Origin of the sequence: Kluyvera genomosp. 2, assembly GCF_036759865.1 — a bacterium.
Taxonomy (GTDB): Bacteria; Pseudomonadota; Gammaproteobacteria; order Enterobacterales; family Enterobacteriaceae; genus Kluyvera; species Kluyvera ascorbata_B.
In genome coordinates this window covers 62,740-83,984 of sequence record NZ_JAPKIA010000002.1, presented here as the reverse complement: position 1 = coordinate 83,984, position 21,245 = coordinate 62,740, and the positions used below count along the sequence as shown (strand labels likewise).

At 54.3% G+C, this 21,245-nt stretch carries 17 protein-coding genes and 1 riboswitch; of the genes, 14 read left to right on the top strand and 3 right to left on the bottom strand.

The window, feature by feature from the left end; translation table 11 throughout:
* Window position 1: 1 nt before the first annotated feature.
* Window positions 2-63: riboswitch (Fluoride riboswitch) on the top strand.
* A gap of 70 nt (window positions 64-133) precedes the next feature.
* From V6942_RS02205 to V6942_RS02170, 8 genes are all read left to right on the top strand, one after another.
* Window positions 134-1,453: a voltage-gated chloride channel family protein gene (locus V6942_RS02205; protein WP_106925857.1), complete on the top strand. Its 1,320-nt coding sequence runs from the start codon at window positions 134-136 to the stop codon at window positions 1,451-1,453.
* Window positions 1,454-1,595: 142 nt separating this feature from the next.
* The gene (locus V6942_RS02200) at window positions 1,596-2,942 is read left to right on the top strand and encodes an LLM class flavin-dependent oxidoreductase (protein ID WP_333500768.1); all 1,347 of its coding nucleotides are present in this window, start codon (window positions 1,596-1,598) and stop codon (window positions 2,940-2,942) included.
* 9 nt (window positions 2,943-2,951) lie between these two features.
* The gene (locus tag V6942_RS02195; protein WP_106925861.1) at window positions 2,952-3,782 is read left to right on the top strand and encodes an ABC transporter permease; all 831 of its coding nucleotides are present in this window, start codon (window positions 2,952-2,954) and stop codon (window positions 3,780-3,782) included.
* A gap of 51 nt (window positions 3,783-3,833) precedes the next feature.
* The gene (locus V6942_RS02190; RefSeq protein ID WP_106925863.1) at window positions 3,834-4,805 is read left to right on the top strand and encodes an ABC transporter substrate-binding protein; all 972 of its coding nucleotides are present in this window, start codon (window positions 3,834-3,836) and stop codon (window positions 4,803-4,805) included.
* Window positions 4,802-5,575 carry an ABC transporter ATP-binding protein gene (locus V6942_RS02185; RefSeq protein ID WP_181357980.1) on the top strand — a complete coding sequence of 258 codons (774 nt, stop codon included), beginning with the start codon at window positions 4,802-4,804 and terminating at the stop codon, window positions 5,573-5,575. The genes V6942_RS02190 and V6942_RS02185 overlap by 4 nt, the downstream gene beginning before the upstream one ends.
* 192 nt (window positions 5,576-5,767) lie before the next feature.
* Window positions 5,768-7,423 (top strand): malate dehydrogenase (quinone), encoded by a 1,656-nt coding sequence (gene mqo / locus V6942_RS02180; RefSeq protein ID WP_333500767.1) that lies wholly within the window; start codon window positions 5,768-5,770, stop codon window positions 7,421-7,423.
* Window positions 7,424-7,718: 295 nt separating this feature from the next.
* Window positions 7,719-9,074 (top strand): MFS transporter, encoded by a 1,356-nt coding sequence (locus V6942_RS02175; RefSeq protein ID WP_182967101.1) that lies wholly within the window; start codon window positions 7,719-7,721, stop codon window positions 9,072-9,074.
* Window positions 9,075-9,085: 11 nt separating this feature from the next.
* Window positions 9,086-10,609, top strand: coding sequence for an alpha-N-arabinofuranosidase (locus tag V6942_RS02170; protein WP_333500766.1), 1,524 nt, complete (start codon window positions 9,086-9,088; stop codon window positions 10,607-10,609).
* Window positions 10,610-10,648: 39 nt separating this feature from the next.
* Here V6942_RS02170 and V6942_RS02165 read toward each other — a convergent pair whose 3' ends face one another.
* Both V6942_RS02165 and V6942_RS02160 read right to left on the bottom strand, forming a co-directional pair.
* Window positions 10,649-11,878 carry an amino acid permease gene (locus V6942_RS02165; protein WP_106925867.1) on the bottom strand — a complete coding sequence of 410 codons (1,230 nt, stop codon included), beginning with the start codon at window positions 11,876-11,878 and terminating at the stop codon, window positions 10,649-10,651.
* Between the two features lie 111 nt (window positions 11,879-11,989).
* Window positions 11,990-12,451 carry a multidrug/biocide efflux PACE transporter gene (locus tag V6942_RS02160; RefSeq protein WP_106925869.1) on the bottom strand — a complete coding sequence of 154 codons (462 nt, stop codon included), beginning with the start codon at window positions 12,449-12,451 and terminating at the stop codon, window positions 11,990-11,992.
* 94 nt (window positions 12,452-12,545) lie between these two features.
* Between V6942_RS02160 and V6942_RS02155 the strand changes: the two genes are divergently transcribed.
* The 3 genes from V6942_RS02155 to V6942_RS02145 all read left to right on the top strand — a co-directional run bounded on the left by V6942_RS02155 (window position 12,546) and on the right by V6942_RS02145 (window position 15,905).
* On the top strand, window positions 12,546-13,415 hold the full coding sequence (locus V6942_RS02155) for a LysR family transcriptional regulator (protein ID WP_106925871.1): 870 nt from the start codon (window positions 12,546-12,548) through the stop codon (window positions 13,413-13,415).
* Window positions 13,416-13,526: 111 nt separating this feature from the next.
* Entirely contained in the window at window positions 13,527-14,714 is a 1,188-nt protein-coding gene (locus tag V6942_RS02150) for an acetyl-CoA C-acetyltransferase (RefSeq protein ID WP_106925873.1), read from the top strand.
* Between the two features lie 477 nt (window positions 14,715-15,191).
* Window positions 15,192-15,905 carry an oligogalacturonate-specific porin KdgM family protein gene (locus V6942_RS02145; protein ID WP_106925875.1) on the top strand — a complete coding sequence of 238 codons (714 nt, stop codon included), beginning with the start codon at window positions 15,192-15,194 and terminating at the stop codon, window positions 15,903-15,905.
* 200 nt (window positions 15,906-16,105) lie between these two features.
* Here V6942_RS02145 and V6942_RS02140 read toward each other — a convergent pair whose 3' ends face one another.
* Window positions 16,106-17,281: an oligogalacturonate lyase family protein gene (locus V6942_RS02140; RefSeq protein WP_182967106.1), complete on the bottom strand. Its 1,176-nt coding sequence runs from the start codon at window positions 17,279-17,281 to the stop codon at window positions 16,106-16,108.
* Between the two features lie 470 nt (window positions 17,282-17,751).
* Here V6942_RS02140 and kduI point away from each other — a divergent pair, with 470 nt between their 5' ends.
* The 3 genes from kduI to V6942_RS02125 all read left to right on the top strand — a co-directional run bounded on the left by kduI (window position 17,752) and on the right by V6942_RS02125 (window position 21,209).
* On the top strand, window positions 17,752-18,588 hold the full coding sequence (kduI, locus tag V6942_RS02135; RefSeq protein WP_106925879.1) for a 5-dehydro-4-deoxy-D-glucuronate isomerase: 837 nt from the start codon (window positions 17,752-17,754) through the stop codon (window positions 18,586-18,588).
* A gap of 113 nt (window positions 18,589-18,701) precedes the next feature.
* Entirely contained in the window at window positions 18,702-19,463 is a 762-nt protein-coding gene (kduD, locus tag V6942_RS02130) for a 2-dehydro-3-deoxy-D-gluconate 5-dehydrogenase KduD (RefSeq protein WP_052282041.1), read from the top strand.
* Between the two features lie 327 nt (window positions 19,464-19,790).
* Window positions 19,791-21,209, top strand: a complete 1,419-nt coding sequence (locus tag V6942_RS02125) for a sugar porter family MFS transporter (protein ID WP_333500765.1) — start codon at window positions 19,791-19,793, stop codon at window positions 21,207-21,209.
* The last annotated feature ends 36 nt before the right edge of the window (window positions 21,210-21,245 follow it).

Here is a 21,245-nt window from a genome sequence, read left to right as displayed (position 1 = left end):
TAGCGCGACAGGGGATGGCATTCCCCCTTGAACCGCCGTGTGGCTGATGATGCCTGTTTTTATTCCTGGACCGGGAATGAACAGGCACACCTCTACCGCGTCCAGGATGATCAATTCATCTAAGGATGCGTCAATGATCTCTGAACGTTTCGCACGTAAAAATACGCTTTTCTTTCTTGTGCAGTGGCTGCTTGTGGCTACGGTGATTGCCGTGCTTGTCGGCTCGGCTTCCGCACTGTTTCTCTTTTCGCTTGATTGGGCCACCGCCACACGCATCGGCCATCGTTGGCTGATCGGACTGTTGCCGTTCGCCGGGTTTGCCGTCGGTTGGCTGTACCTGCGCTTTGGCCGTTCGGTAGAGGCGGGAAACAATCTGATCCTCGAAGAAGTGCATAATCCGGCGAATACGATCCCGCTGCGAATGGCGCCGCTGGTGTTTATCGGCACCGTGGTTTCGCATCTGTTTGGTGCTTCGGTCGGCCGCGAAGGCACCGCCGTGCAAATGGGCGCCTCTATCGCCGACCGTTTTACGCCGTTGTTGAATCTTGATAACGATGCGCGGCGAATGGTGCTGATGGCCGGGGTGAGCGCCGGTTTTTCTTCCGTCTTTGGTACGCCGCTGGCCGGGGCGATATTTGGGATGGAGGTGATGGCGATTGGCCGGATGCACTACACCGCCATCTTCCCCTGCCTGCTGGCGGCGGTGATTGCCGACCAGGTTGGCCTGATGTGGGGCGTGCACCATACGCACTATGCAATGTCGCTGATCCCGCCGATGTCGCTCTGGACGCTGGGTGCGGTGATTATCGCCGGCGGCTGTTTTGGCCTGGCGGCGCGCGCGTTCGCGGATGCCACGCACCTGATTGGCGGCATCATGAAGAAATACGTGGCCTATGCGCCGCTGCGCCCGTTTATTGGCGGGATAATGGTAGCGCTGGCGGTTTACCTGCTGCACGCGGATCGTTATATCGGCCTTGGCATACCGACCATCGTTGATGCCTTCCAGCACCCGCTGGCACCGTGGGATTTTCTCGGCAAGCTGGTCTTTACCGTCGTGTCGCTGGGTAGCGGCTTTAAAGGCGGCGAGGTGACGCCGCTATTTTATGTCGGCGCGACGCTGGGTAATGCGCTGGCGCCGTTGTTGCATCTGCCGTTTGCCTTCCTGGCAGGGCTGGGCTTTGTCGCGGTCTTTGCCGGTGCCGCCAACACGCCGCTGGCTTCTACCCTGATGGCTATTGAGCTGTTCGGCGCCGACGTTGGCGTGTACGCGGCGATGGCCTGCGTGATGGCTTATCTGGTCTCTGGCTATACCGGTATTTATCGGGCTCAGCGGGTTGCCTGCCTGAAGCATCAGGTGGTACCGGAAGGGATTGCGCTGTCGGAACTGCCTGCCTGGCAGCGTAAAAATGCTCGCGAACATGCCCGGACCGAAGAAGCAAAAGCGGATAGCTAATAACGTATTGTTGTAACAGCATGGATTTCTTATTGCAAAAATGTAAATAACGAACTCAATATTTGTTATTTCAGAATGGCGGCTCATTCTGGCTATCTTGATTTCAGCCCACTCCCCGGCAATGAATCAGGAGAAAACCAGAATGAGCAGACAAATCAAATTAGGCGCTTTTCTTCCCGGCGGCGGTCAACATATTGCGGCGTGGCGGCATCCGGATCAGCCTGCCGACGGCGCAACCAGTTTCGAATTTCATAAGCAGCTAGCGCAGACCGCCGAGCGCGGCTTGTTTGATGCCTACTTTCTGGCCGATGGCCTGGCGATCCCGGCCTCTGGCGTAACCGACGGCGGCACGGCGAAGGTAGCCGGTTTTGAGCCGCTCACGCTGTTCTCCGCGCTGGCGCCGCTGACCAAAAATATCGGCTTTATCGCCACCGCATCCACCACCTATGAAGAACCCTATAATCTGGCGCGAAAGTTCGCCTCGCTGGATTTGATCTCCGGCGGCCGCGCGGGTTGGAACGTGGTGACCACGGCGACGGAAGCGGCAGCGCACAATTTCAACCTCGATACCCAGCATCCGCATGAATACCGCTATCAGCGGGCGAAAGAGCACGTTGAGGTGGTGAAAAAACTGTGGGATAGCTTTGAAGATGATGCGTTCCTGCGCGATAAGGCCTCCGGGCAGTTCTTCGATCGTCAAAAGGTGCACGACACCAACCACGTCGGCAAATTCTTTAAAGTACGCGGCCCGCTGAACGTCGCGCGCTCGGCGCAAGGTCAACCGGTTATCGTGCAGGCCGGGCAATCGGAGAGCGGTCGGGCGCTGGCGGCAGCCACGGCGGAAGTGATCTTTACCTCCCACCAACATCTCGGGACGGCGCAGGCTTTTTATCGTGACATCAAATCTCGCGCCAGGGCGGTCGGCCGTAATCCGGATCACGTGCTGATCATGCCAGGCGTTGCGCCGTTTATCGGGCGTACCGAGGAAGAAGCCAAAGAAAAATACCACAAGCTGACTTCGCTTATCGTCGAAGCCGATGGCATTGCGCTACTGAACGGTCTGGCCGGTGGCGGGATCGATCTGGGGAAATTCGATCCTGATGGCCCGCTGCCGCCGCTGCCGGTGACGGAAGGCATGAAGTCGCGTCCTGAGCTGATCCGCCAGATCGCCGATGACAACAATTTCACTATCCGCCAGCTGTACCAATGGGTGGCGACCGCGCGCGGGCACTTTACCGTGGTCGGCAGCGCTGAGCAGGTGGCCGATACGCTGCAGGAATGGTTTGAGAACGAAGCGGCCGACGGTTTCAACGTGCTGCCGCCCTGGCTGCCGGGCGGGCTGGATGACTTTATCGAGCTGGTGGTGCCTATTTTGCAAAAGCGCGGGGTGTTCCGCACTCGCTATGAAGGCACAACGCTGCGCGAAAATCTGGGGCTGCCGTTTGCCGAAAACCGCTACAGCGCTGCGCGCAACGCCAAAGTGGCCTGAGGAGGAGCTATGTTTTATTCCGCTACGCGTATTCGTCTGAAGGCCCGCCGCGCCGCCGCGCCGGCCTACGGTCTGTGGTATCAGCGCAGTTTGTCGCTGATTGCCCGTTATGGCCTGCTGGCGCTGTTTTTCGCCGGCTGGCAAATCGCCAGCACCGCGGGCTGGTTGAACGCCGCGGTGATCCCGCCGCTGGATAAAATCTTCGTCGCGCTGTGGAACGGCATAACCGAAGGGGCGCTGCTGGGGGACATCACCATTAGCCTGCAGCGAGCCGGTCTGGCCTTTGCCGCTGCCATTGTGGTGGGCATTCCGCTGGGACTGTTTATGGGGCAAATTCGCCCGCTCGAACAGGCGCTGGACCCCATCTTACAGCTCTTCCGTCAGACTTCTGCGCTTGCGCTGTACCCGATCTTTATCCTGCTGCTGGGACTGGGGGAAACCTCAAAAGTATTCGTCATCTTCTGGGCGGCGCTGTTCCCGATTCTGCTGTCGACCATTAGCGGCGTGAAAGAGGTGGACGGTAAGCTGCTGGAAATGGCGCGCACTTTCGGCGCAGGCCGTCTGACGCTGTTTTACCGGGTGATTGTCCCGGCTTCCGTTCCTTCTATTTTTGTCGGCCTGCGTCTGTCCGCGACCACTGCGCTGCTGTTGCTGATTGCCGCTGAGATGATTGGCGCTAATCAGGGCATCGGTTTTCGGGTGATGAATGCGCAATATAACTTCCAAATTCCCATGATGTTCGCGGCAATATTTCTGCTGGCTTTTGCCGGGTTATTAGCGAATGCCATTCTGGTCATTTTGCAACGCCGACTGTGTCGCTGGAACTCTCGTAACCATTAATTTTGCACGTTATTTTGCGTTTTTACATCTAGCCTGACGGGAATATAAATAATGAAAAAACAGATCTATTTTGTGTGGGTAGCGGTCCTTTTTCTCGTTGGCATGAGTGCCTCCGTACGGGCGCAGGAAGAGGTCACGATGCGCTATATGGCGAGCTACGGCGGTATTTCCGCGCACGAATTAGCGGAAGCGCTGGGGTATTTTAAAGGCACCGGCGTAGCGATCAAAAATGCCGGCTACGCCAGCGGTGGCCCGGAGTCGTTATTTGCGCTGGCTTCTAACAGCATTGATATTGGCTCGGCGGCGACGCCTGCGGTGATTAACGCCATCGCCAACGGCAACGACTTCGTGGCGGCATACCCGACCAACGGCATCAATGAGACCACCAAATCTATCTTCTACGTGAAGGAAGATAGCCCGATTAAGTCCATCAAAGATTTAGTCGGAAAAAGCGTCGCTGTGAATACCCTGGGTGCGCATCTGGACTACACCCTGCGTGAAGCGTTGCACCAGGCGAACCTGCCGGAAAACGCGGCGAAGCCGGTTGCGGTGCCGGGCCCACAGCTCGAGCAGACCTTGCGTTCCGGGCAGGTGGACGTGGCGGCGTTTGGCTACTGGCAAACCACCTTTGAAGGCGCGGCGCGTAGCCACGGCGGCCTGCGTCCTATTTTCAACGATGCTGATGTGCTCGGCCCGATTGCCGGCGGCTTTACGGTGCTGCGTGCGGATTTCGTGAAGCAGCATCCTGACGCAGCGCGCGTCTTCGTTGTGGAATCTGCGCGTGCGCTGGACTTTGCCCGTGATAACCCGGAAAAAGTGCGCGAAATTATGGCTAACATCCTCAAAGAACGCGGTGAAAACCCGGAAGTGGCGAAGTACTTCACCGGCTACGGCGTGCGTAAGGGCGGGCAGTCTGAGCCGCACGACGTGCAGTTCTGGCTGGATATTCTTGAGCGCGACGGCGTGCTGAAAAAAGGCCAGTTAAAAGCCTCAAACATTTTGCTCAAAACGGAAGGTGTATGATGACGGCGACGTTACAAACCCCGCGCGGCGATATCTCAATTCGCAGCTTGCGTAAGACCTTCTCTCTTGAGGGCAAGCCGTTTGATGTCTTCCGCGACCTCAATTTACAGATTGAAAGCGGCCAGAGTATTGCTATCGTCGGGCCGAGCGGTTGCGGGAAAACCACGCTGCTGCGTATTCTGGCGGGGCTGGAAACACCTGACGCCGGCGATGTGATTATCGACGGTCAGGCGGTGCACGGTATGAGCCGCGAGCGGGCGGTCATATTTCAAGAGCCGCGCCTGTTGCCATGGCTGACGGTGCTGGAAAACGTCAGCTTCAGCCTGGATGTGCAAGGCGTTGCGCGCAAGCAGGCCAGGGCGCGGGCGAAAGAGGCGATTGAACTGGTGGGGCTGAGCCACTGTGAGCAGGCCTTGCCGAACCAGCTTTCCGGCGGCATGGCGCAGCGCGTGGGGATTGCGCGAGCGCTGACGATTCAGCCAGAGATCCTGCTGCTGGATGAACCGCTGGGGGCGCTGGATGCGATGACTAAAATCACCATGCAGGAAGAGCTGGTGCGCATCCGTGACGCGGAAAAAATGACGATGGTGCTGGTGACGCACGATCTCGAAGAGGCGATTTATCTGGCCGATCGGGTGTTGATATTACCAAAAATCAAGGGCGATCCGATTCGTACCATTGAGGTCACGCTGCCGCGTCCGCGCGAACGCAGCAGCAGCGAATTTGTCCGTCTTCGCCAACAGTTAATGGCAGAATTTGGCCTGCATTAATTGATACTCGAATAAAGGAGAATATTAACTTTATTTCCTTGCAAAGAATGCGGCTGCTTTTTTTAATTAAAAAAAGCGGGCAGGGGAATATTGTTAATGTTTTTAATTAAATATGGGTGATATTTTAAAATAATGTAAAAGTGCGCTACTATTGTCGCACTCAATACATTCTGCTATGCGAATATCATCATTATGTCTGCAATTAATAAAAAACTATTCTCGCTGGCCGCGCTTGCGCTGCTGGTGAATTCAACCGCTTACGCCAATACCGATACGCCGGAAAAAACCGATGTTCTGCTGATCGGCGGCGGCATCATGAGCGCCTCACTGGGCACCTGGCTGCAGGAATTACAGCCTGACTGGAAACAGGTCATGGTCGAAAAACTCGACAAGGTGGCCCTGGAATCTTCTAACGGTTGGAATAATGCCGGAACCGGCCACTCGGCCAACATGGAATTAAACTACACGCCGGAGCGCCCGGACGGCACTATCGACGTAAGCAAAGCGCTGGAAATTAACGAACAGTTTATGATTTCCCGCCAGTTCTGGTCGGCACAGGTTAAGCGCGGCGTGCTGAATAATCCGCATGCGTTTATTAACTCGACGCCGCACATGAGTTTCGTGTGGGGCGATAAAAACGTGGAATACCTCGGCAAACGCTACGATGCGCTGCAAAAAACCACGCTGTTCCAGGGCATGAAATTCTCAACCAATCATCAGCAAATTGCCGAATGGGCGCCGCTGGTTATGGCTGGCCGTGACCCACAGCAGAAGGTGGCCGCGACCTGGACGCCGGTGGGGACGGACGTTAACTACGGTGAAATTACTCGCCAGCTGATCGGCAGCCTGCAAAAGAACCCGCACTTCACGCTGCAAACCTCCTCTGAAGTGACCGAATTTAAGCGCAACGGCGATAACTCCTGGCATGTGACCATTGAAGATGTGAGTAGCGGTAAACAGCACGCGATTGACGCGAAGTACGTGTTTATTGGCGCTGGTGGCGGCGCGCTGAAGCTGTTGCAGAAAACCGGTATTCCGGAAGCGGATAATTATGCGGGCTTCCCGGTGGGCGGTTCCTTCCTGATGACTGAGAACCCGGATGTCACTCGCCAGCATCTGGAAAAAGTCTACGGGCAGGCGTCCGTGGGTGCGCCGCCGATGTCGGTACCGCATATTGATGCGCGCTTTATCGACGGTAAGCGCGTGGTGCTGTTCGGGCCGTTTGCGACCTTCTCCACCAAGTTCCTGAAGCAGGGATCGTTCTTCGATCTGCTAAGCACCACCACGACCAGCAACGTAATGCCGATGACCCACGTTGGCCTGGATAACTTTGATCTCGTGAAATATCTTATCAGCCAGGTGATGTTAAGCGACGACGATCGTTTTGCGGCACTGAAAGAGTATTACCCTGCAGCACGTAAGGAAGACTGGACGCTGATCCAGGCCGGTCAGCGTGTGCAGATTATTAAGAAAGACGCTGACAAAGGCGGTGTGCTGAAGCTGGGGACCGAAGTTGTGGTTGACCAGCAGCGCACGATTTCTGCACTGCTGGGCGCATCGCCCGGAGCGTCAACGGCTGCGCCGATTACGCTGAACGTGATTAAAAAGCTGTTCCCTGAGCAGTTTAACTCGCCGGAATGGCAGAGCAAAATCCGCAGCATCGTGCCGAGCTTTGGCCAGAATCTGAATGGTAATACCGCGCTCACCCAGCAGGTATGGGATGACACGGCCGCCACCTTGCAACTGACCAAACCGCCGGTTATTCAGATGCCCGCCGCACCGGTCGCGCAGGCTAAACCGGTAGAACAGCCGGCGACCGCCTCGCCACAGCATGATATGGCGCTGTAAGCCTCGCCTCTTTCCCGGGGGCGGCTACTGCCTTCCCCGGGACATATCCCCGGTATTATTCTTGCGTTTAGCGATGAATCGTTAATTTGGACTATTGAATAATTTTCCTGCTATTACATGTCTATATTAACGTTTCTCTTATTTTCCTATCGATATACGGAATGCAGTTCACATATTTATTTTACCAGCTATATTGTCCATGTGCATAGCATGAAACCGTCACCCGCTTTTATTAAACTTCATCCGCTGCTTTATTAATAAATGTCTATTAATTATTCGCCATAAGGATATAAATATGACGCCTAACAGGGCCGTGGAGAAGTTGAGTGTATTTGAAAAAATAGGGTTTAGTTCGGGCGATGCCGCCTGCAATTTATTGTTTAATCCGATTACCATGTTTCTGGCTTTTTTTTACACCGATATTTATGGCATTGATGCCGGGGTGGTGGCCACGATTTTTTTGCTGGTACGTATTGTGGACGCTTTTTTTGATCCTTTTTATGGCGCCATGATTGATAAAACGAAAAGCCGCTGGGGGCGCTATCGTCCCTGGATGCTCTGGTGCGCGGTGCCCTTTACCCTGAGCTGTATGATGATGTTCTACACGCCGGACTTGGGGGCCAATGCCAAGATTATCTACGCTTTTTTTACCTATCTGCTGCTCTCGCTGCTCTATTCCGCAGTCAATATTCCGTTCTGCTCGCTTGGCTGTGTGATTACGGGAAATGCGACGGAAAGGGTCTCCTGCCAGCAGTATCGCTGCATTGCTGGCGCGGTTGCCGGATTGTTCTGTACGTTTACGCTGCTGCCTCTGGTGCAGTATTTCGGCGGCGGCAATCGGCAGACCGGATTTTTCTGGGTGGTGACGCTGTATGCGGTGCTGGCGCTGGCGCTGTTTGTTTTTTGTTTCCGTACCACCACCGAAAGAGTGGAGCCAGAGAGTGAAAACAGCGACGGGGTATTAAAGAATATTGGACACGCATTAAAGAACGATCAGCTTATTGTCTGTTCATTAGGGATGTTTCTGGACTGCTTCCCTTCGTTTGTTCGCGGCGCGGTAGCGATCTATTTTGCTAAATATATTCTGCATCTCAATGATTGGTTGAGTACTTTATTTATGAGTCTGGGTATCGTTGCTGGAATTATTGGCTGTTTGATTACGCCTTTGTTTACGCGCTATTTCTGTAAAGTGGCGGTATATAAATATGTCAAGCTGTGTCTCGTGGTATTGTCTTTGGCGTTCTATCTTATTGATCCTGACAATTTGACGCTGATGTTTATCTTTTATTTTGTGCTGTCGGTTGTTCATCTGACCAGTGCGCCGATTTTATGGAGTTTTGTTGGCGATGCGGATGATTACGGTGCATGGAAGCTGAAAAAAAGAATGGCAGGGCTGTGCGCTTCCAGCAATCTCTTTACGCTGAAGGTTTCGCTGGCGGTTAGCGGAGCGCTGGTGGGCGGAATTCTCTCCCTTTACGGTTATGTTCCGGATGCGGCGCAGCAAAGCGATACGGCGATTTCCGGTATTTACCTACTGATGGCCGGTATTCCGGCGGGCGGATACGCCGCCAGCTGGCTGTTGTTTCAGCTGTTTTACAAGCTCGATCGCCGGACGATGGGACGCATCGAACATGAACTGTTTTCGCGCTAAGGAGAGACACGATGAAAAATGCCCATATTTTGTTTGATAGGCACTATGTTATTGGTGACGTTTCTCCCCGGCTGATGGGCTCTTTCGTCGAGCACCTGGGGCGCTGCTTATATAACGGTTTGTATGAACCGGAGCACCCGCAGGCTGATGCTCACGGCTTTCGCCAGGATGTTAAGGCCCTGATGGCGGAGGCGGGCATCAGTGGTCTACGTTATCCTGGTGGAAACTTTGTGTCAGGCTACCGCTGGCTGGACGGCGTTGGGCCGCAGGCGCAGCGTCCGGTGAGAAAAGAGATGGCGTGGCGAGCGCTGGAAACCAATGCGGTCGGGACCAACGAATTTGCCGCCTTTACCCGCGATGCGGGCATTGAATTAATCATGGCCTGTAATCTGGGGACCGGGACGCCGATGGAAGCCGGTGAGCTGGTGGACTATTGCAATACGTATTCCGGAACGGCATGGGCCGAGCTGCGCCGCGCGCACGGCGTTGAGGAGCCCCACGATATTCGTCTATGGTGCCTGGGCAATGAGATGGACGGAAAATGGCAGATTAGCGCGCTGACCGCAGAGGAGTATGCGCGCAAGGCGCGGGAGGCGGCCAAAATTATCAAATGGATGGACCCCCAATCTCAGACTATCGCCTGCGGCTCCTGCACCAATGAAGCAGGGCATCTGACATTTGGCGAGTGGGATCGTATCGTACTCGAAGCATGCTACGACGATATTGACTATCTCTCCCTGCACCGCTATCTGAACTATCGCCCGGATAAACAGCTGGTCTACGCGGCTCATGAAGATGAACGCGATATCCCCTGGTTGTTCAGCGATCTGCGTCGCTACCTGGATACGGTGATTGCCGCCTGCGATTTTGTGAAAGGTCGTCGCGGTTCAGATAAAAGCATGGCGATCAGCTTCGACGAATGGGGCGTCGTTACCGAGTCCGGTGCGATACCGGGCGGCCAGCAGCAAGATTATGGCTATGCCAGCTTTTCACAGCTCGACGCCGTGGTGTATGGCGGTGTGCTGTGTACCTTTCTCAATTACGCCGACCGGGTGAAAATTGCCTGTCAGTCGCTACTGGTGAACGAAGGCGGGATGATCTCGACTCAGCCCGGTGGAGCTGCGATTCGTCAGACCACGTTTTACCCGTTCCGTGATGTGGCCCACCACGCCAAAGGCGTCGCGTTAAAAGCGGTTTGCGAGATTGATTTATGCGAGACGGGGCACCATGGTCAGCATGTTGCGCTGGAAACCGCCGCGACGTTTGATGCTGACAGCGGCCGTCTGGCGGTATTTATCGCCAATCACGATCTTAATGATGATTACTGTCTGCGGCTCCAACTGAACGGTTTTATGGCGCTCAAGCCCGTGTCGCACACACAGTTGCAGAGTGACGATTATCGACAGGTGAACAGTTTTGAACGACCCGATAATGTGGTGCCGGTGTCGCTTACGCTGGCGGCGCCGGATAACGGTCAACTGACGCTGGTGGTCCTACGGCATTCGTGGAATATGTTGATTTTTGAGCTGATATAGCAGAAGAACAGCGGGCAGCCCAGGCTGCCCGCTGGGGATTTAACCCAAAAACATCACCGACACGCACATCACGCCGACAATCAGCGTAATCAGGCTGCCGATAGAGCGGTAGGGTTTCAGCGCCGGAATCAGGTAGGTCGACAGCGTTGGCATGATAAACAGAATCATGGCAATCAGCGGGCCGCTGATAGCATAAATCATGGATATCGCGTTCGGATTGATGCAGCAGACGATAAACGTCACCGTGGACACCAGCAGGATCGACAGGCCGCGGTTGAACGAGCGGCTTTTGCGTACGCCCACCTGGTTGAGCGACGATTTTACCATCTCGCTTGCGCCTTCAATCACGCCAAAGTAGGTGCCGAGGAACGATTTCGACATCGCCACGACCGCGACAATAATGCCGGAAATCGACAGCCAGCCAGGCGAGTTGGGCATCATCGACAGCGCAGAAAGGATGGTCACGCCTTCCTCTTTCGCTGTATTAATGTATGACGGCGGAATCGACAACAGGCAGCTGAAGACGAAGAACAGCACGCTCAGGCAGATAATCAGATACGCCACCTTCATGATTTTTTTGCATTTACCCATGGCCTGCTCGCCGTATTTCTCTCGCCTGTCGATGGCGAAGGTCGAAATAATCGGCGTATGGCTAAAAGCGAAAACCATCACGGGAATGGAAAGCCACACCTGGTGTAACGTATGGGTGTTGACCTCCATCTGCGTCGTCAGCAGCGAAGGCTGCCAGCTGCCGGTCAGGTATACGGACAGGAACAGGAAGTAGGCGATCAGCGGGAATACCAGCATTCCCATCACCTTGATGGTGGTCTGGCGACCGGTCAGGAAAATCAGGTTCAGCAGCACGACCACGCCCAGGCTGATGAGCGCGCGCAGCGGCAAATCAACCGGCCGATAGCGGGAGAGCTGTTCCGCTAGTGAGTTGGTAATGGCAACCGCATAGATCAACACCACCACGAAGAACGCAATAAAGTAGAGCGCGGTGATCAGGCTGCCGATCTTTTTCCCATAGTAATGGGTGACGGCACCGGTGATACCCACGCTAGCCGGCGTGTTAGCGGAGAGGATGAACTGGCATAAAGCGCGATGCGGCCAGTACGTTAATGGCCAGGCAACCAGCGCGGTGATGAACAGCACAACCGCGCCGGCGGCGCCCAGCTGGATGGGCAGGAAAAGGGTTCCCGCCCCGACGGCAGTGCCATATAAGGCAAAGCTCCATAGAGTCTCTTCTTTAGACCAGATTTTAGACATTATTCGAATGTATCAACCATAAAACCAAAAAAATGGCGGATAATTTACCATAATTAGCTTTTCGTGTGGCTGAACATTTCCAGGCCGACGGCTATCGGCCTGAAAAGAGGATTAATTTTGTGCGTAGAGATTCTGCTGGCGACGCTTCATGATGCGATCGCGCAGGGTGTCGTACGCCCAGTTGTAGAGCATGGTGTAGGGCAGGAAGAACAGGAAGAAACCGATCTCCAGCGTCAGCGCCTGGAGCAGCGTGACGCCGAGCACGAACGAGACAATGCTGACGCCGATAACAATAAACCCACACTCGAATCCTAAAGCGTGCAGGGCTCGGACTTTCGCCGTGCGCTTCACGCGGGTGACGGGCCACAGGCGATCGAAGACGGCGTTATAAATGATGTTCCACACCATGGCGGTGGTGGCGAGAATAATCGTCAGCCCGCCCATTTCCAGCACCGAACGCTGCATCAGCCATGCGGCGGTGGGCGCAAGGATCGCGGTGGCGATGCCTTCAAAGCAAACGGCATGAAAAATACGCTCCGGGAGCTTTCTGCGATGTAATAAATCTTGCTGCATGTGATGACCTTTGTTTTATGGAATACGGTTGTGCGCATTTTATGGAGAAATGTGATAAGTAAAAGATAGAATCCATCGATAAAGTAGATACTTCATGCGCTATTCCCCCGAAGCACTGACCGCGTTTGTTGAAACCGTTTCCTGCGGCTCGTTTTCGGCCGCTGCCCGTCGACTGCGCAAGAGCCAATCGACGGTCAGTACGGCCATCGCCCACCTGGAGGTGGATCTTGGCGTCACGCTTTTCGATCGCTCCGCGCGTCAGCCGGTACTGACGGTGGAAGGCCAGCGGGTATTGAGCTATGTTCAGGCCATTCTGGCTGCCAGCGAACGGCTCGATGAGTTGGCCGTGTCGCTGAGTGGTGAAACCGAGGCACGGCTGGCGTTTGTGCTCTCCGATACGCTGCATCCTGACGTGCTGGAAGATCTTCTGGCGCAGTTCGACCTGCGGTTTCCGCATACGGAGTTTGAGTGCCTGGTGGGTGAAGACGACGATGTGGTCGATCTGTTGCAAAAAGGCCGCGCGCAGGTGGGGCTGATTGAGGCGCGCGACGACTATCCCACCGACATTGGCCATACTCGCCTGCCGATGCGCACGCATATGGCGATTTACGTTGCGCCGGGGCACCCGCTGGCCGCGCAGTCGAAAGTGGAATGGGAGCAGCTGCGAACCTGGCGCGAGCTCCGGCTGAATACTTATCTGGAAAATCGCGCCACGCCCGCGCGCGGCCCGGTGTGGTCGGCACCAAACTACCTGATGCTGCTGAGCATGGCGGCGCAGGGGTTAGGCTGGTGTGCGCTGCCCTGCGCGCTGGTAGAGGAGTTTTCTCGATCGGCGGAGCTGAAGATGCTGGATATTGCGGGCTGGCCGATGGCGGTTTCTATCGATCTGCTGTGGCATAAAGAAGCCCCGCTGGGCGCTGCCGGAAGCTGGCTGCGGCAGTATCTACAGCAGGCGTCGGCGTAACGCGGATGAGATGAATTTCCTTTGTGATAAAACTCACTTTTTTTAAACAATTGCGAAAATATTTGATAACAATCATCTACTATACGCAGGTTATTTTGCGCTGAGGTCAAGATGAAAGATGTCGTTATCGTAGGTGCAGTCCGTACGCCCATCGGCTGTTTTCAGGGGGCGCTTGCTCGCCATTCTGCCGTCGAACTGGGTAGCCTGGTGATCAACGCGTTGGTGGAACGCAGCGGTATTTCCGCCGCGTCGATCGATGAGGTGATTATTGGTCAGGTTTTGACCGCAGGAACCGGGCAAAATCCGGCGCGACAGTCTGCGATAAAAGGCGGTCTGCCGAATACCGTCTCGGCCATTACCATCAACGACGTCTGCGGTTCGGGGCTGAAGGCGCTGCATCTGGCGACCCAGGCGATTCAGTGCGGTGAAGCGGATGTGGTGATTGCCGGCGGACAGGAGAACATGAGCCGCGCGCCGCACGTGCTGACCGACAGCCGCACCGGCGCGCAGCTTGGCAACAGTCAACTGATTGATAGCCTGGTTCACGACGGCCTGTGGGACGCTTTTAACGACTACCACATGGGGGTCACGGCGGAAAATCTGGCGCGTGAATACGGTATTAGCCGCGAGCAGCAGGATGCATGGGCGCTTAGCTCGCAGCACAAAGCGCGTAAGGCCATTGATTCAGGCCGCTTTCGTGATGAAATTGTGCCGGTGATTAACCCGCTGCCGGACGGCGGCAGGCAGGTTGTCGATACCGATGAACAGCCGCAAACGGATGCCAGCGCCGAAGCGTTGGCGCGTTTAAGCCCTTCCTTCGACCACGCCGGATCGGTTACAGCGGGGAACGCGTCATCCATTAATGACGGCGCGGCGGCAGTGCTGATGATGAGTGAAAGCAAAGCGCTTGAACTGGGGCTGCCGATTCTGGCGCGCATCCGCGCCTTTGCCAGCGTGGGCGTCGATCCGGCGCTGATGGGGATTGCTCCGGTGTATGCCACGCGCCGTTGTCTGGAGCGCGTCGGGTGGCAGTTGAATGATGTCGACCTGATTGAGGCTAACGAGGCGTTTGCCGCCCAGGCGATTTCGGTGGGTAAAATGCTGGAATGGAACGCGCAGAAGGTCAATGTGAACGGTGGGGCAATTGCGCTCGGGCATCCTATCGGTGCATCTGGCTGCCGTATTCTTGTTTCTCTGGTGCATGAGATGATTAAGCGTGATGCCCGTAAAGGGCTGGCGACGCTGTGTATCGGTGGCGGTCAGGGTGTGGCGCTCGCCGTTGAGCGCGATATTCAGTAAGTTATCTTTAGTTTCCCTCATATTTTTTCTTTTCAGAAAGACCTCATTTGAGGTCTTTTTTGTTTATTCCCGCCGAACTGCCAGACAATAAACGTGTTTTTGTCTAGTTCTCTTCTTTGGCGTTTTATTCATATTTGTTTCAGATGTAAGCATTGTGAATCAGTTCATCCTTAGCATGGATATAAGTAGAAAATTGAATATTTCGCCTGCTAAAAATAACCCACGTTATTTGTTTTGTGATAACCATCTGTTATTTAAGTAAAATATTGAAAATTTAATTCAGTTTAAATAAATCTTTGTGATCTAAGTTTTATTTTTTAAGGGTTATGTAGGTTTTTTATTGAGCTTTATCACGTCCTCTTTGTGCCAGTTTTTCTGAAACAAATAATTACGATCTTGATCACTAAAATAGATATTTGGAAAAAATAAAATACAATTCCATAAAAAAGAAACATAATTTCAATTGAGGGATGGCAAATGCTTAAGAAAACTCTGGCCCTGGCTGTATTATCCGGTATGTCTTTCGCCGCATCGGCGGTCACCGTTGACCTGCGTCATGAATATATTGACAGCGGTTCCAACGCCGACCGCGTTGCGGTATCTCATCGCTTTGATAACGGTCTTGGTTTTGGCGTAGAAGCGAAGTGGAAGACCGGTGGTGATACTGATAAACAGGACCGCCCGTTCAACGAAATCGTGGGTAATGGTCACGAAGAGTCCATTAACTGGCGCTGGAAAGTGACCAATAATTTTGCCCTGAACCCGGGCTTTAACATCGAAAGTAAAGATAGCTTCTCTATCTACAAACCTTATCTGCATGCGCAGTACAGCTTCGACAGCGGTTTCTATGTCGCTGCGCGTTACCGCTACGAATATACGCGCGTTCCGGCAACGTCAAGCAACGGCGGCGTGGATGATAAAGTCAACAAACTCGATACCTGGGTGGGTTGGGCGATGGGTGACTGGCGCGTCGAGCTGAACTACGTTTATGCGCGCAGTACTGAGGCTGATGCTCAGCATAAGAGCCTGTACCGCAACAATAACAAACCATACAGCAACGAATACAACGCCAAGATGGCCTACAAGTGGGATAAAAACTGGTCACCGTATTTTGAAGTGGGGAACGTGGGCGTCAAATCTACCGATGAACGCCAGACCCGTCTGCGCGTTGGGGTAGCGTACTCCTTCTGACATTAACAAAATCGGACCCTCATCCGTTTTCCCCCCGGAGCATTTGGCCGGGGGTTTTCGTTTTTCGTGTCCGTGCGCCAGTATTGTGCGCGTAATGTCTTGCCCGATGGCGCTTCGCTTATCGGGCATAATATGACAGGCAAAAAAAGGCCCTCCAGAAGGAGGGCAAGGCCAGTTACAGAAACACTAAACTCAGAATTTTAAGCTTGTACTAACTTACGTTCGGTCGGCAGTTTGGCGATATACAGCGCCGGTTTGCCGTCTTTGTCAGAGCTGAACAGCACCGCGCTGTCGTCCGGGGTAAAGGACGGATGCGGGTGAGTCACCTGACGACTGTTTTGTACCGTTGCCCACGAGGTGTCGTGGCGCGCAATCGGGAAGTAGGCTTTTTTCGCGACATCAAAGCCATACAGATACGGATCGTTGTCGATGGTGTAGCCGCTGGTGTCCTTAACGTCGACCGGGGTACCGGAGCCATCGCCGACCAGCATGGTGCCGTCGAAGTTGCTCATCAGGTGCGAGCAGGCCGGCATCTGCATCAGCGCTTCGTTTACGTTGGTATCCGGGTTGAAGCGGTAAATGGTACGACCCTGCTTGCCTTTCAGGTAGGAGACGTAAACCAGTGCCGAACCGTTGGGTACCCAGAACTCGTGCGTGCAGCTTTCGCCTTCCGCATGCTCTTTCACTTTACGCACGTTGCTGCCGTCTTCATTAACCAGCCACATACGTGCATCAACCAGATCGTGCGGACCTTCGTGGCAGAACGCGACGGTATTGTCGTCAAACGGGCGGTAAATCGGGTGGCCAAGCCAGTTTTTCTCTTCGTGGATCACCGCGCTTTCGCCGGTTTGCAGATCGACGCGCAGCAGACGGCAGTGCGGGCCTTTGTGGAAGAAATCGTGGAACAGCTGCCAGTCGTTCAGCGGCGTCCAGTCGCTTTTTGCGATTTCAATGCCGACCAGTTTGGTGCAATCGCTGTTAGAGACCCAGGTGCCGTAACCTACCCACTCTTCCGGCACGCGGTACACTTCGCGCTCGGCCAGCGTTTTCAGGTTCACTTCCAGCAGTGTGCGGTCGTTCTTCACATAATAAAGGGATTGGTCATCCGGAGACAGGAAGCCGCCGAAGGTGTTATCGCCTGCGCCTTCGGTCAGCTGTACGGCTTCGGCGTTCGCCACATCCAGCAGGTAGTAGTTCCAATGGCCGTCGAACTCACCAGCAAACAGCAGATGGCTGCCATCATTAAAGAAGCACTTTTGATAGAAGTAGTTACGATGACAGGTGACTTCTGGTGGTGTTAAGCGGGTGATTTCCGCGCCGGTGTCCGGGTCGCGGCTGACCTCATAATTCAATTTTACCCGCATGCCTTTAGCCATGATGCTCTCCTTTTACTGATGCGGTCACGAGGTGCTATCAACCCCGCTAGCCGATATGGATGTCATTTTAAAAATTAGGTGTTAATTTATCAAAACACTGTTTCAATGTTTGTGATGTCAGACGCAGTTTATACGAAAAATCATCATTTCTGCGACTTTTTTGGTAAGGCTTTTGCCCCCCAGTCAAGCGCATCTTTGTTTTTGCACCCTCCTTTACTCCATAGAGAGTATTTTTCAAAGAAACATGTAACTAAATGAATAATATTGTTTTTTATTTTTCCTGCATGCCGCTGCATGGCGTATTCGTGATCTCATTTGCATTTTTGATATTAATTCACAGAAAAAATGAAACGATGTTTTATTTGCAATTGAAAACCCATTTCATCAGAGATAAGATACGAGCATTAACAAAGCGGAACGAAGTTTCGTTCTTATAAAGAGCATCACACCACATTTTCCTGGAGGTTCAGGTGGAAGTACGACAGAGCATTCATAGCGCTCATGCTAAAACGCTGGATACGCAGGGTCTTCGCGAAGAGTTTTTAGTTGAGCAGGTATTTGTCGCTGATGAATACACCATGGTGTACAGCCACATCGATCGCATTATCGTTGGCGGCATCATGCCGGTAGCGAAAACCGTATCCGTCGGTGGTGAAGTGGGTAAGCAGCTCGGCGTGAGCTACTTCCTGGAACGCCGCGAGCTGGGCGTCATTAACATTGGCGGCGCGGGCACGATTACCGTTGACGGCCAGTGCTTCGAGATAGGTCATCGCGACGCGCTTTACGTGGGTAAAGGGGCAAAAGAAGTGGTGTTCGCCAGCGTCGACGCGGCGAAACCGGCTAAGTTTTACTACAACTGTGCGCCAGCACACACCACGTACCCGACGAAAAAAGTCACTCCGGCCGACGTTGCGCCGGTCACGCTGGGCGATAACCTCACCAGCAACCGTCGTACCATCAACAAATACTTTGTTCCGGACGTGCTGGAAACCTGTCAGCTCAGCATGGGGCTGACCGAACTGGCGCCGGGCAACCTGTGGAACACCATGCCGTGCCACACTCACGAGCGCCGCATGGAAGTCTATTTCTATTTCAACATGGATGAAGACAGCTGCGTATTCCACATGATGGGGCAGCCACAGGAAACGCGTCACATTGTGATGCATAACGAACAGGCGGTGATCTCACCGAGCTGGTCAATCCACTCGGGCGTAGGTACTAAGGCGTATACCTTCATCTGGGGGATGGTGGGCGAGAACCAGGTCTTTGATGACATGGATCACGTGGCCGTTAAGGATCTGCGCTAGTCGCGGACAGCATTGTACACAGAACCTTTCGGGCGACATCAAGCGCCGAATGACGATGTGTATAGATTAACAATGCCTGTCCGGTACAGGCGCTAATGACAAGGAATAAAAAAATGATTTTGGATTCATTCTCTCTGCAGGGCAAAGTTGCCGTTGTCACCGGTTGTGATACGGGTCTGGGTCAAGGTATGGCGCTGGGTCTGGCGGAAGCGGGCTGCGACATCGTGGGTATCAACATCGTTGAGCCGACTGAAACCATCGAGCGCGTTACCGCGCTGGGCCGTCGCTTCCTGAGCCTGACCGCTGACCTGCGTCAGATTGACGGCATCCCGGCACTGCTGGAGCGCGCGGTAGCTGAATTCGGCCATATCGATATTCTGGTTAACAACGCGGGTCTGATTCGCCGTGAAGATGCGATCGACTTCAGTGAAAAAGACTGGGACGACGTCATGAACCTGAATATCAAGAGCGTGTTCTTCATGTCCCAGGCTGCGGCGAAGCACTTCATCGCGCAGGGCAAAGGCGGCAAAATCATCAACATCGCTTCCATGCTCTCCTTCCAGGGCGGCATCCGCGTTCCGTCTTACACCGCGTCTAAAAGCGGCGTAATGGGCGTAACCCGCCTGATGGCGAACGAGTGGGCGAAGCACGGCATCAACGTCAACGCGATTGCTCCGGGCTATATGGCGACCAACAACACCCAGCAGCTGCGTGCTGACGAAGAGCGTAGCGCTGCAATCCTTGACCGTATCCCGGCGGGGCGTTGGGGTCTGCCGAGCGACCTGATGGGGCCGATCGTCTTCCTGGCTTCTCCGGCATCTGACTACATCAACGGCTATACCGTTGCGGTAGACGGCGGCTGGCTGGCGCGCTAAGCGTTCGCTCGCGATAAAAAAACCTGCTACGGCAGGTTTTTTTATTCCCGCACGGCGGCGGAAGGCCTCCCGCGTAGTATTGTATTTATCCATATCGAAATGCATGAATTATCCATGCTGCCCAGATTGTCATATCGGATAAAGGCTAATTTTATTGACGCGCAGAGGTGATGTAACAAATGTCGCGCATCATTGAAAGTCAAATATCCATCACAAAATCACTCTACCCAGCAATATAGTCCATATCCTTGACCTTTCTTACCTGACAACGTTACGCGTCCTCCCCGTACTTTATGCGTATGTCTTACTCTGTCTGGCAGGAAAAAAATGACTTCAATCAGTAACGACTCTACGGTAATGCCGAGCGCACAGCGCGATACCCGGCGCATGAATTGGTTTGTCTCATTCGCCGCCGCGGTGGCCGGGCTGCTCTTTGGATTGGATATCGGGGTGATTGCGGGTGCGCTGCCCTTTATTACCGACCACTTCGTCTTGTCTAATCGTCTGCAGGAATGGGTGGTCAGCAGCATGATGCTGGGCGCAGCAATTGGTGCCCTGTTTAACGGCTGGCTCTCTTTCCGCCTGGGACGGAAATACAGCCTGATGGTGGGGGCCGTGCTTTTTGTGGCGGGGTCGCTGGGATCGGGTTTTGCCGTCAATGTGGAAATGTTGCTGGTTGCCAGGGTGGTTCTCGGCGTGGCCGTAGGGATCGCTTCCTACACCGCGCCGCTGTATCTGTCGGAAATGGCCAGCGAGAACGTTCGCGGTAAGATGATCAGTATGTACCAGTTGATGGTGACGCTGGGGATCGTGATGGCGTTCCTGTCCGATACCGCGTTCAGCTACAGCGGCAACTGGCGTGCGATGCTTGCCGTGCTGGCGCTACCGGCGGTTGTCCTGATTGTATTGGTTGTCTTCCTGCCTAACAGCCCGCGCTGGCTGGCGGAAAAGGGCCGCCATATTGAGGCAGAAGAGGTACTGCGGATGCTGCGCGACACCTCTGAGAAAGCGCGCGATGAGCTGAACGAAATTCGTGAAAGCCTGAAGCTGAGGCAGGGCGGCTGGGCGCTGTTTAAGATCAATCGCAACGTCCGCCGCGCCGTATTTCTTGGCATGCTGCTGCAGGCGATGCAGCAATTCACCGGCATGAATATCATCATGTACTACGCGCCGCGTATTTTTAAAATGGCGGGCTTCACCACCACCGAACAGCAGATGATTGCCACGCTGGTGGTTGGGCTGACCTTCATGTTCGCCACCTTTATTGCCGTGTTTACCGTGGACAAAGCGGGGCGTAAACCGGCGCTGAAAATCGGCTTTACCGTGATGGCGCTCGGTACGCTGGTTCTGGGCTACTGCCTGATGCAGTTTGATAACGGCACCGCCTCAAGCGGGCTGTCCTGGCTGTCGGTGGGCATGACCATGATGTGCATTGCCGGCTATGCGATGAGCGCTGCGCCGGTGGTGTGGATCCTGTGTTCCGAAATTCAGCCGCTGAAATGTCGCGACTTTGGTATCACCTGTTCAACCACGACGAACTGGGTATCGAATATGATTATCGGCGCGACCTTCCTGACGCTGCTGGATTCGATTGGTGCGGCAGGGACGTTCTGGCTGTATACCGTGCTGAACGTGGCGTTTATCGGCGTCACCTTCTGGCTGATTCCGGAAACCAAAGGGGTTACGCTGGAGCACATTGAACGCAAGCTGATGAAAGGCGAGAAATTGCGCAATATCGGCGTCTGATGGAATGCCCGGTGGCGCTACGCTTACCGGGCCTAC

Bases quoted from the DNA above. Each gene is read 5' to 3' on its own strand.
- mqo (WP_333500767.1), top strand. From the start codon at position 5,768: ATGTCTGCAATTAATAAAAAACTATTCTCGCTGGCCGCGCTTGCGCTG.
- V6942_RS02155 (WP_106925871.1), top strand. From the start codon at position 12,546: ATGCGCTATTCCCCCGAAGCACTGACCGCGTTTGTTGAAACCGTTTCC.
- V6942_RS02140 (WP_182967106.1), bottom strand. From the start codon at position 17,281: ATGGCTAAAGGCATGCGGGTAAAATTGAATTATGAGGTCAGCCGCGAC.
- V6942_RS02125 (WP_333500765.1), top strand. From the start codon at position 19,791: ATGACTTCAATCAGTAACGACTCTACGGTAATGCCGAGCGCACAGCGC.
- V6942_RS02170 (WP_333500766.1), top strand. From the start codon at position 9,086: ATGAAAAATGCCCATATTTTGTTTGATAGGCACTATGTTATTGGTGAC.
- kduD (WP_052282041.1), top strand. From the start codon at position 18,702: ATGATTTTGGATTCATTCTCTCTGCAGGGCAAAGTTGCCGTTGTCACC.
- V6942_RS02150 (WP_106925873.1), top strand. From the start codon at position 13,527: ATGAAAGATGTCGTTATCGTAGGTGCAGTCCGTACGCCCATCGGCTGT.
- V6942_RS02145 (WP_106925875.1), top strand. From the start codon at position 15,192: ATGCTTAAGAAAACTCTGGCCCTGGCTGTATTATCCGGTATGTCTTTC.
- V6942_RS02205 (WP_106925857.1), top strand. From the start codon at position 134: ATGATCTCTGAACGTTTCGCACGTAAAAATACGCTTTTCTTTCTTGTG.
- V6942_RS02195 (WP_106925861.1), top strand. From the start codon at position 2,952: ATGTTTTATTCCGCTACGCGTATTCGTCTGAAGGCCCGCCGCGCCGCC.
- V6942_RS02200 (WP_333500768.1), top strand. From the start codon at position 1,596: ATGAGCAGACAAATCAAATTAGGCGCTTTTCTTCCCGGCGGCGGTCAA.
- V6942_RS02185 (WP_181357980.1), top strand. From the start codon at position 4,802: ATGATGACGGCGACGTTACAAACCCCGCGCGGCGATATCTCAATTCGC.
- V6942_RS02165 (WP_106925867.1), bottom strand. From the start codon at position 11,878: ATGTCTAAAATCTGGTCTAAAGAAGAGACTCTATGGAGCTTTGCCTTA.
- V6942_RS02160 (WP_106925869.1), bottom strand. From the start codon at position 12,451: ATGCAGCAAGATTTATTACATCGCAGAAAGCTCCCGGAGCGTATTTTT.
- V6942_RS02190 (WP_106925863.1), top strand. From the start codon at position 3,834: ATGAAAAAACAGATCTATTTTGTGTGGGTAGCGGTCCTTTTTCTCGTT.
- V6942_RS02175 (WP_182967101.1), top strand. From the start codon at position 7,719: ATGACGCCTAACAGGGCCGTGGAGAAGTTGAGTGTATTTGAAAAAATA.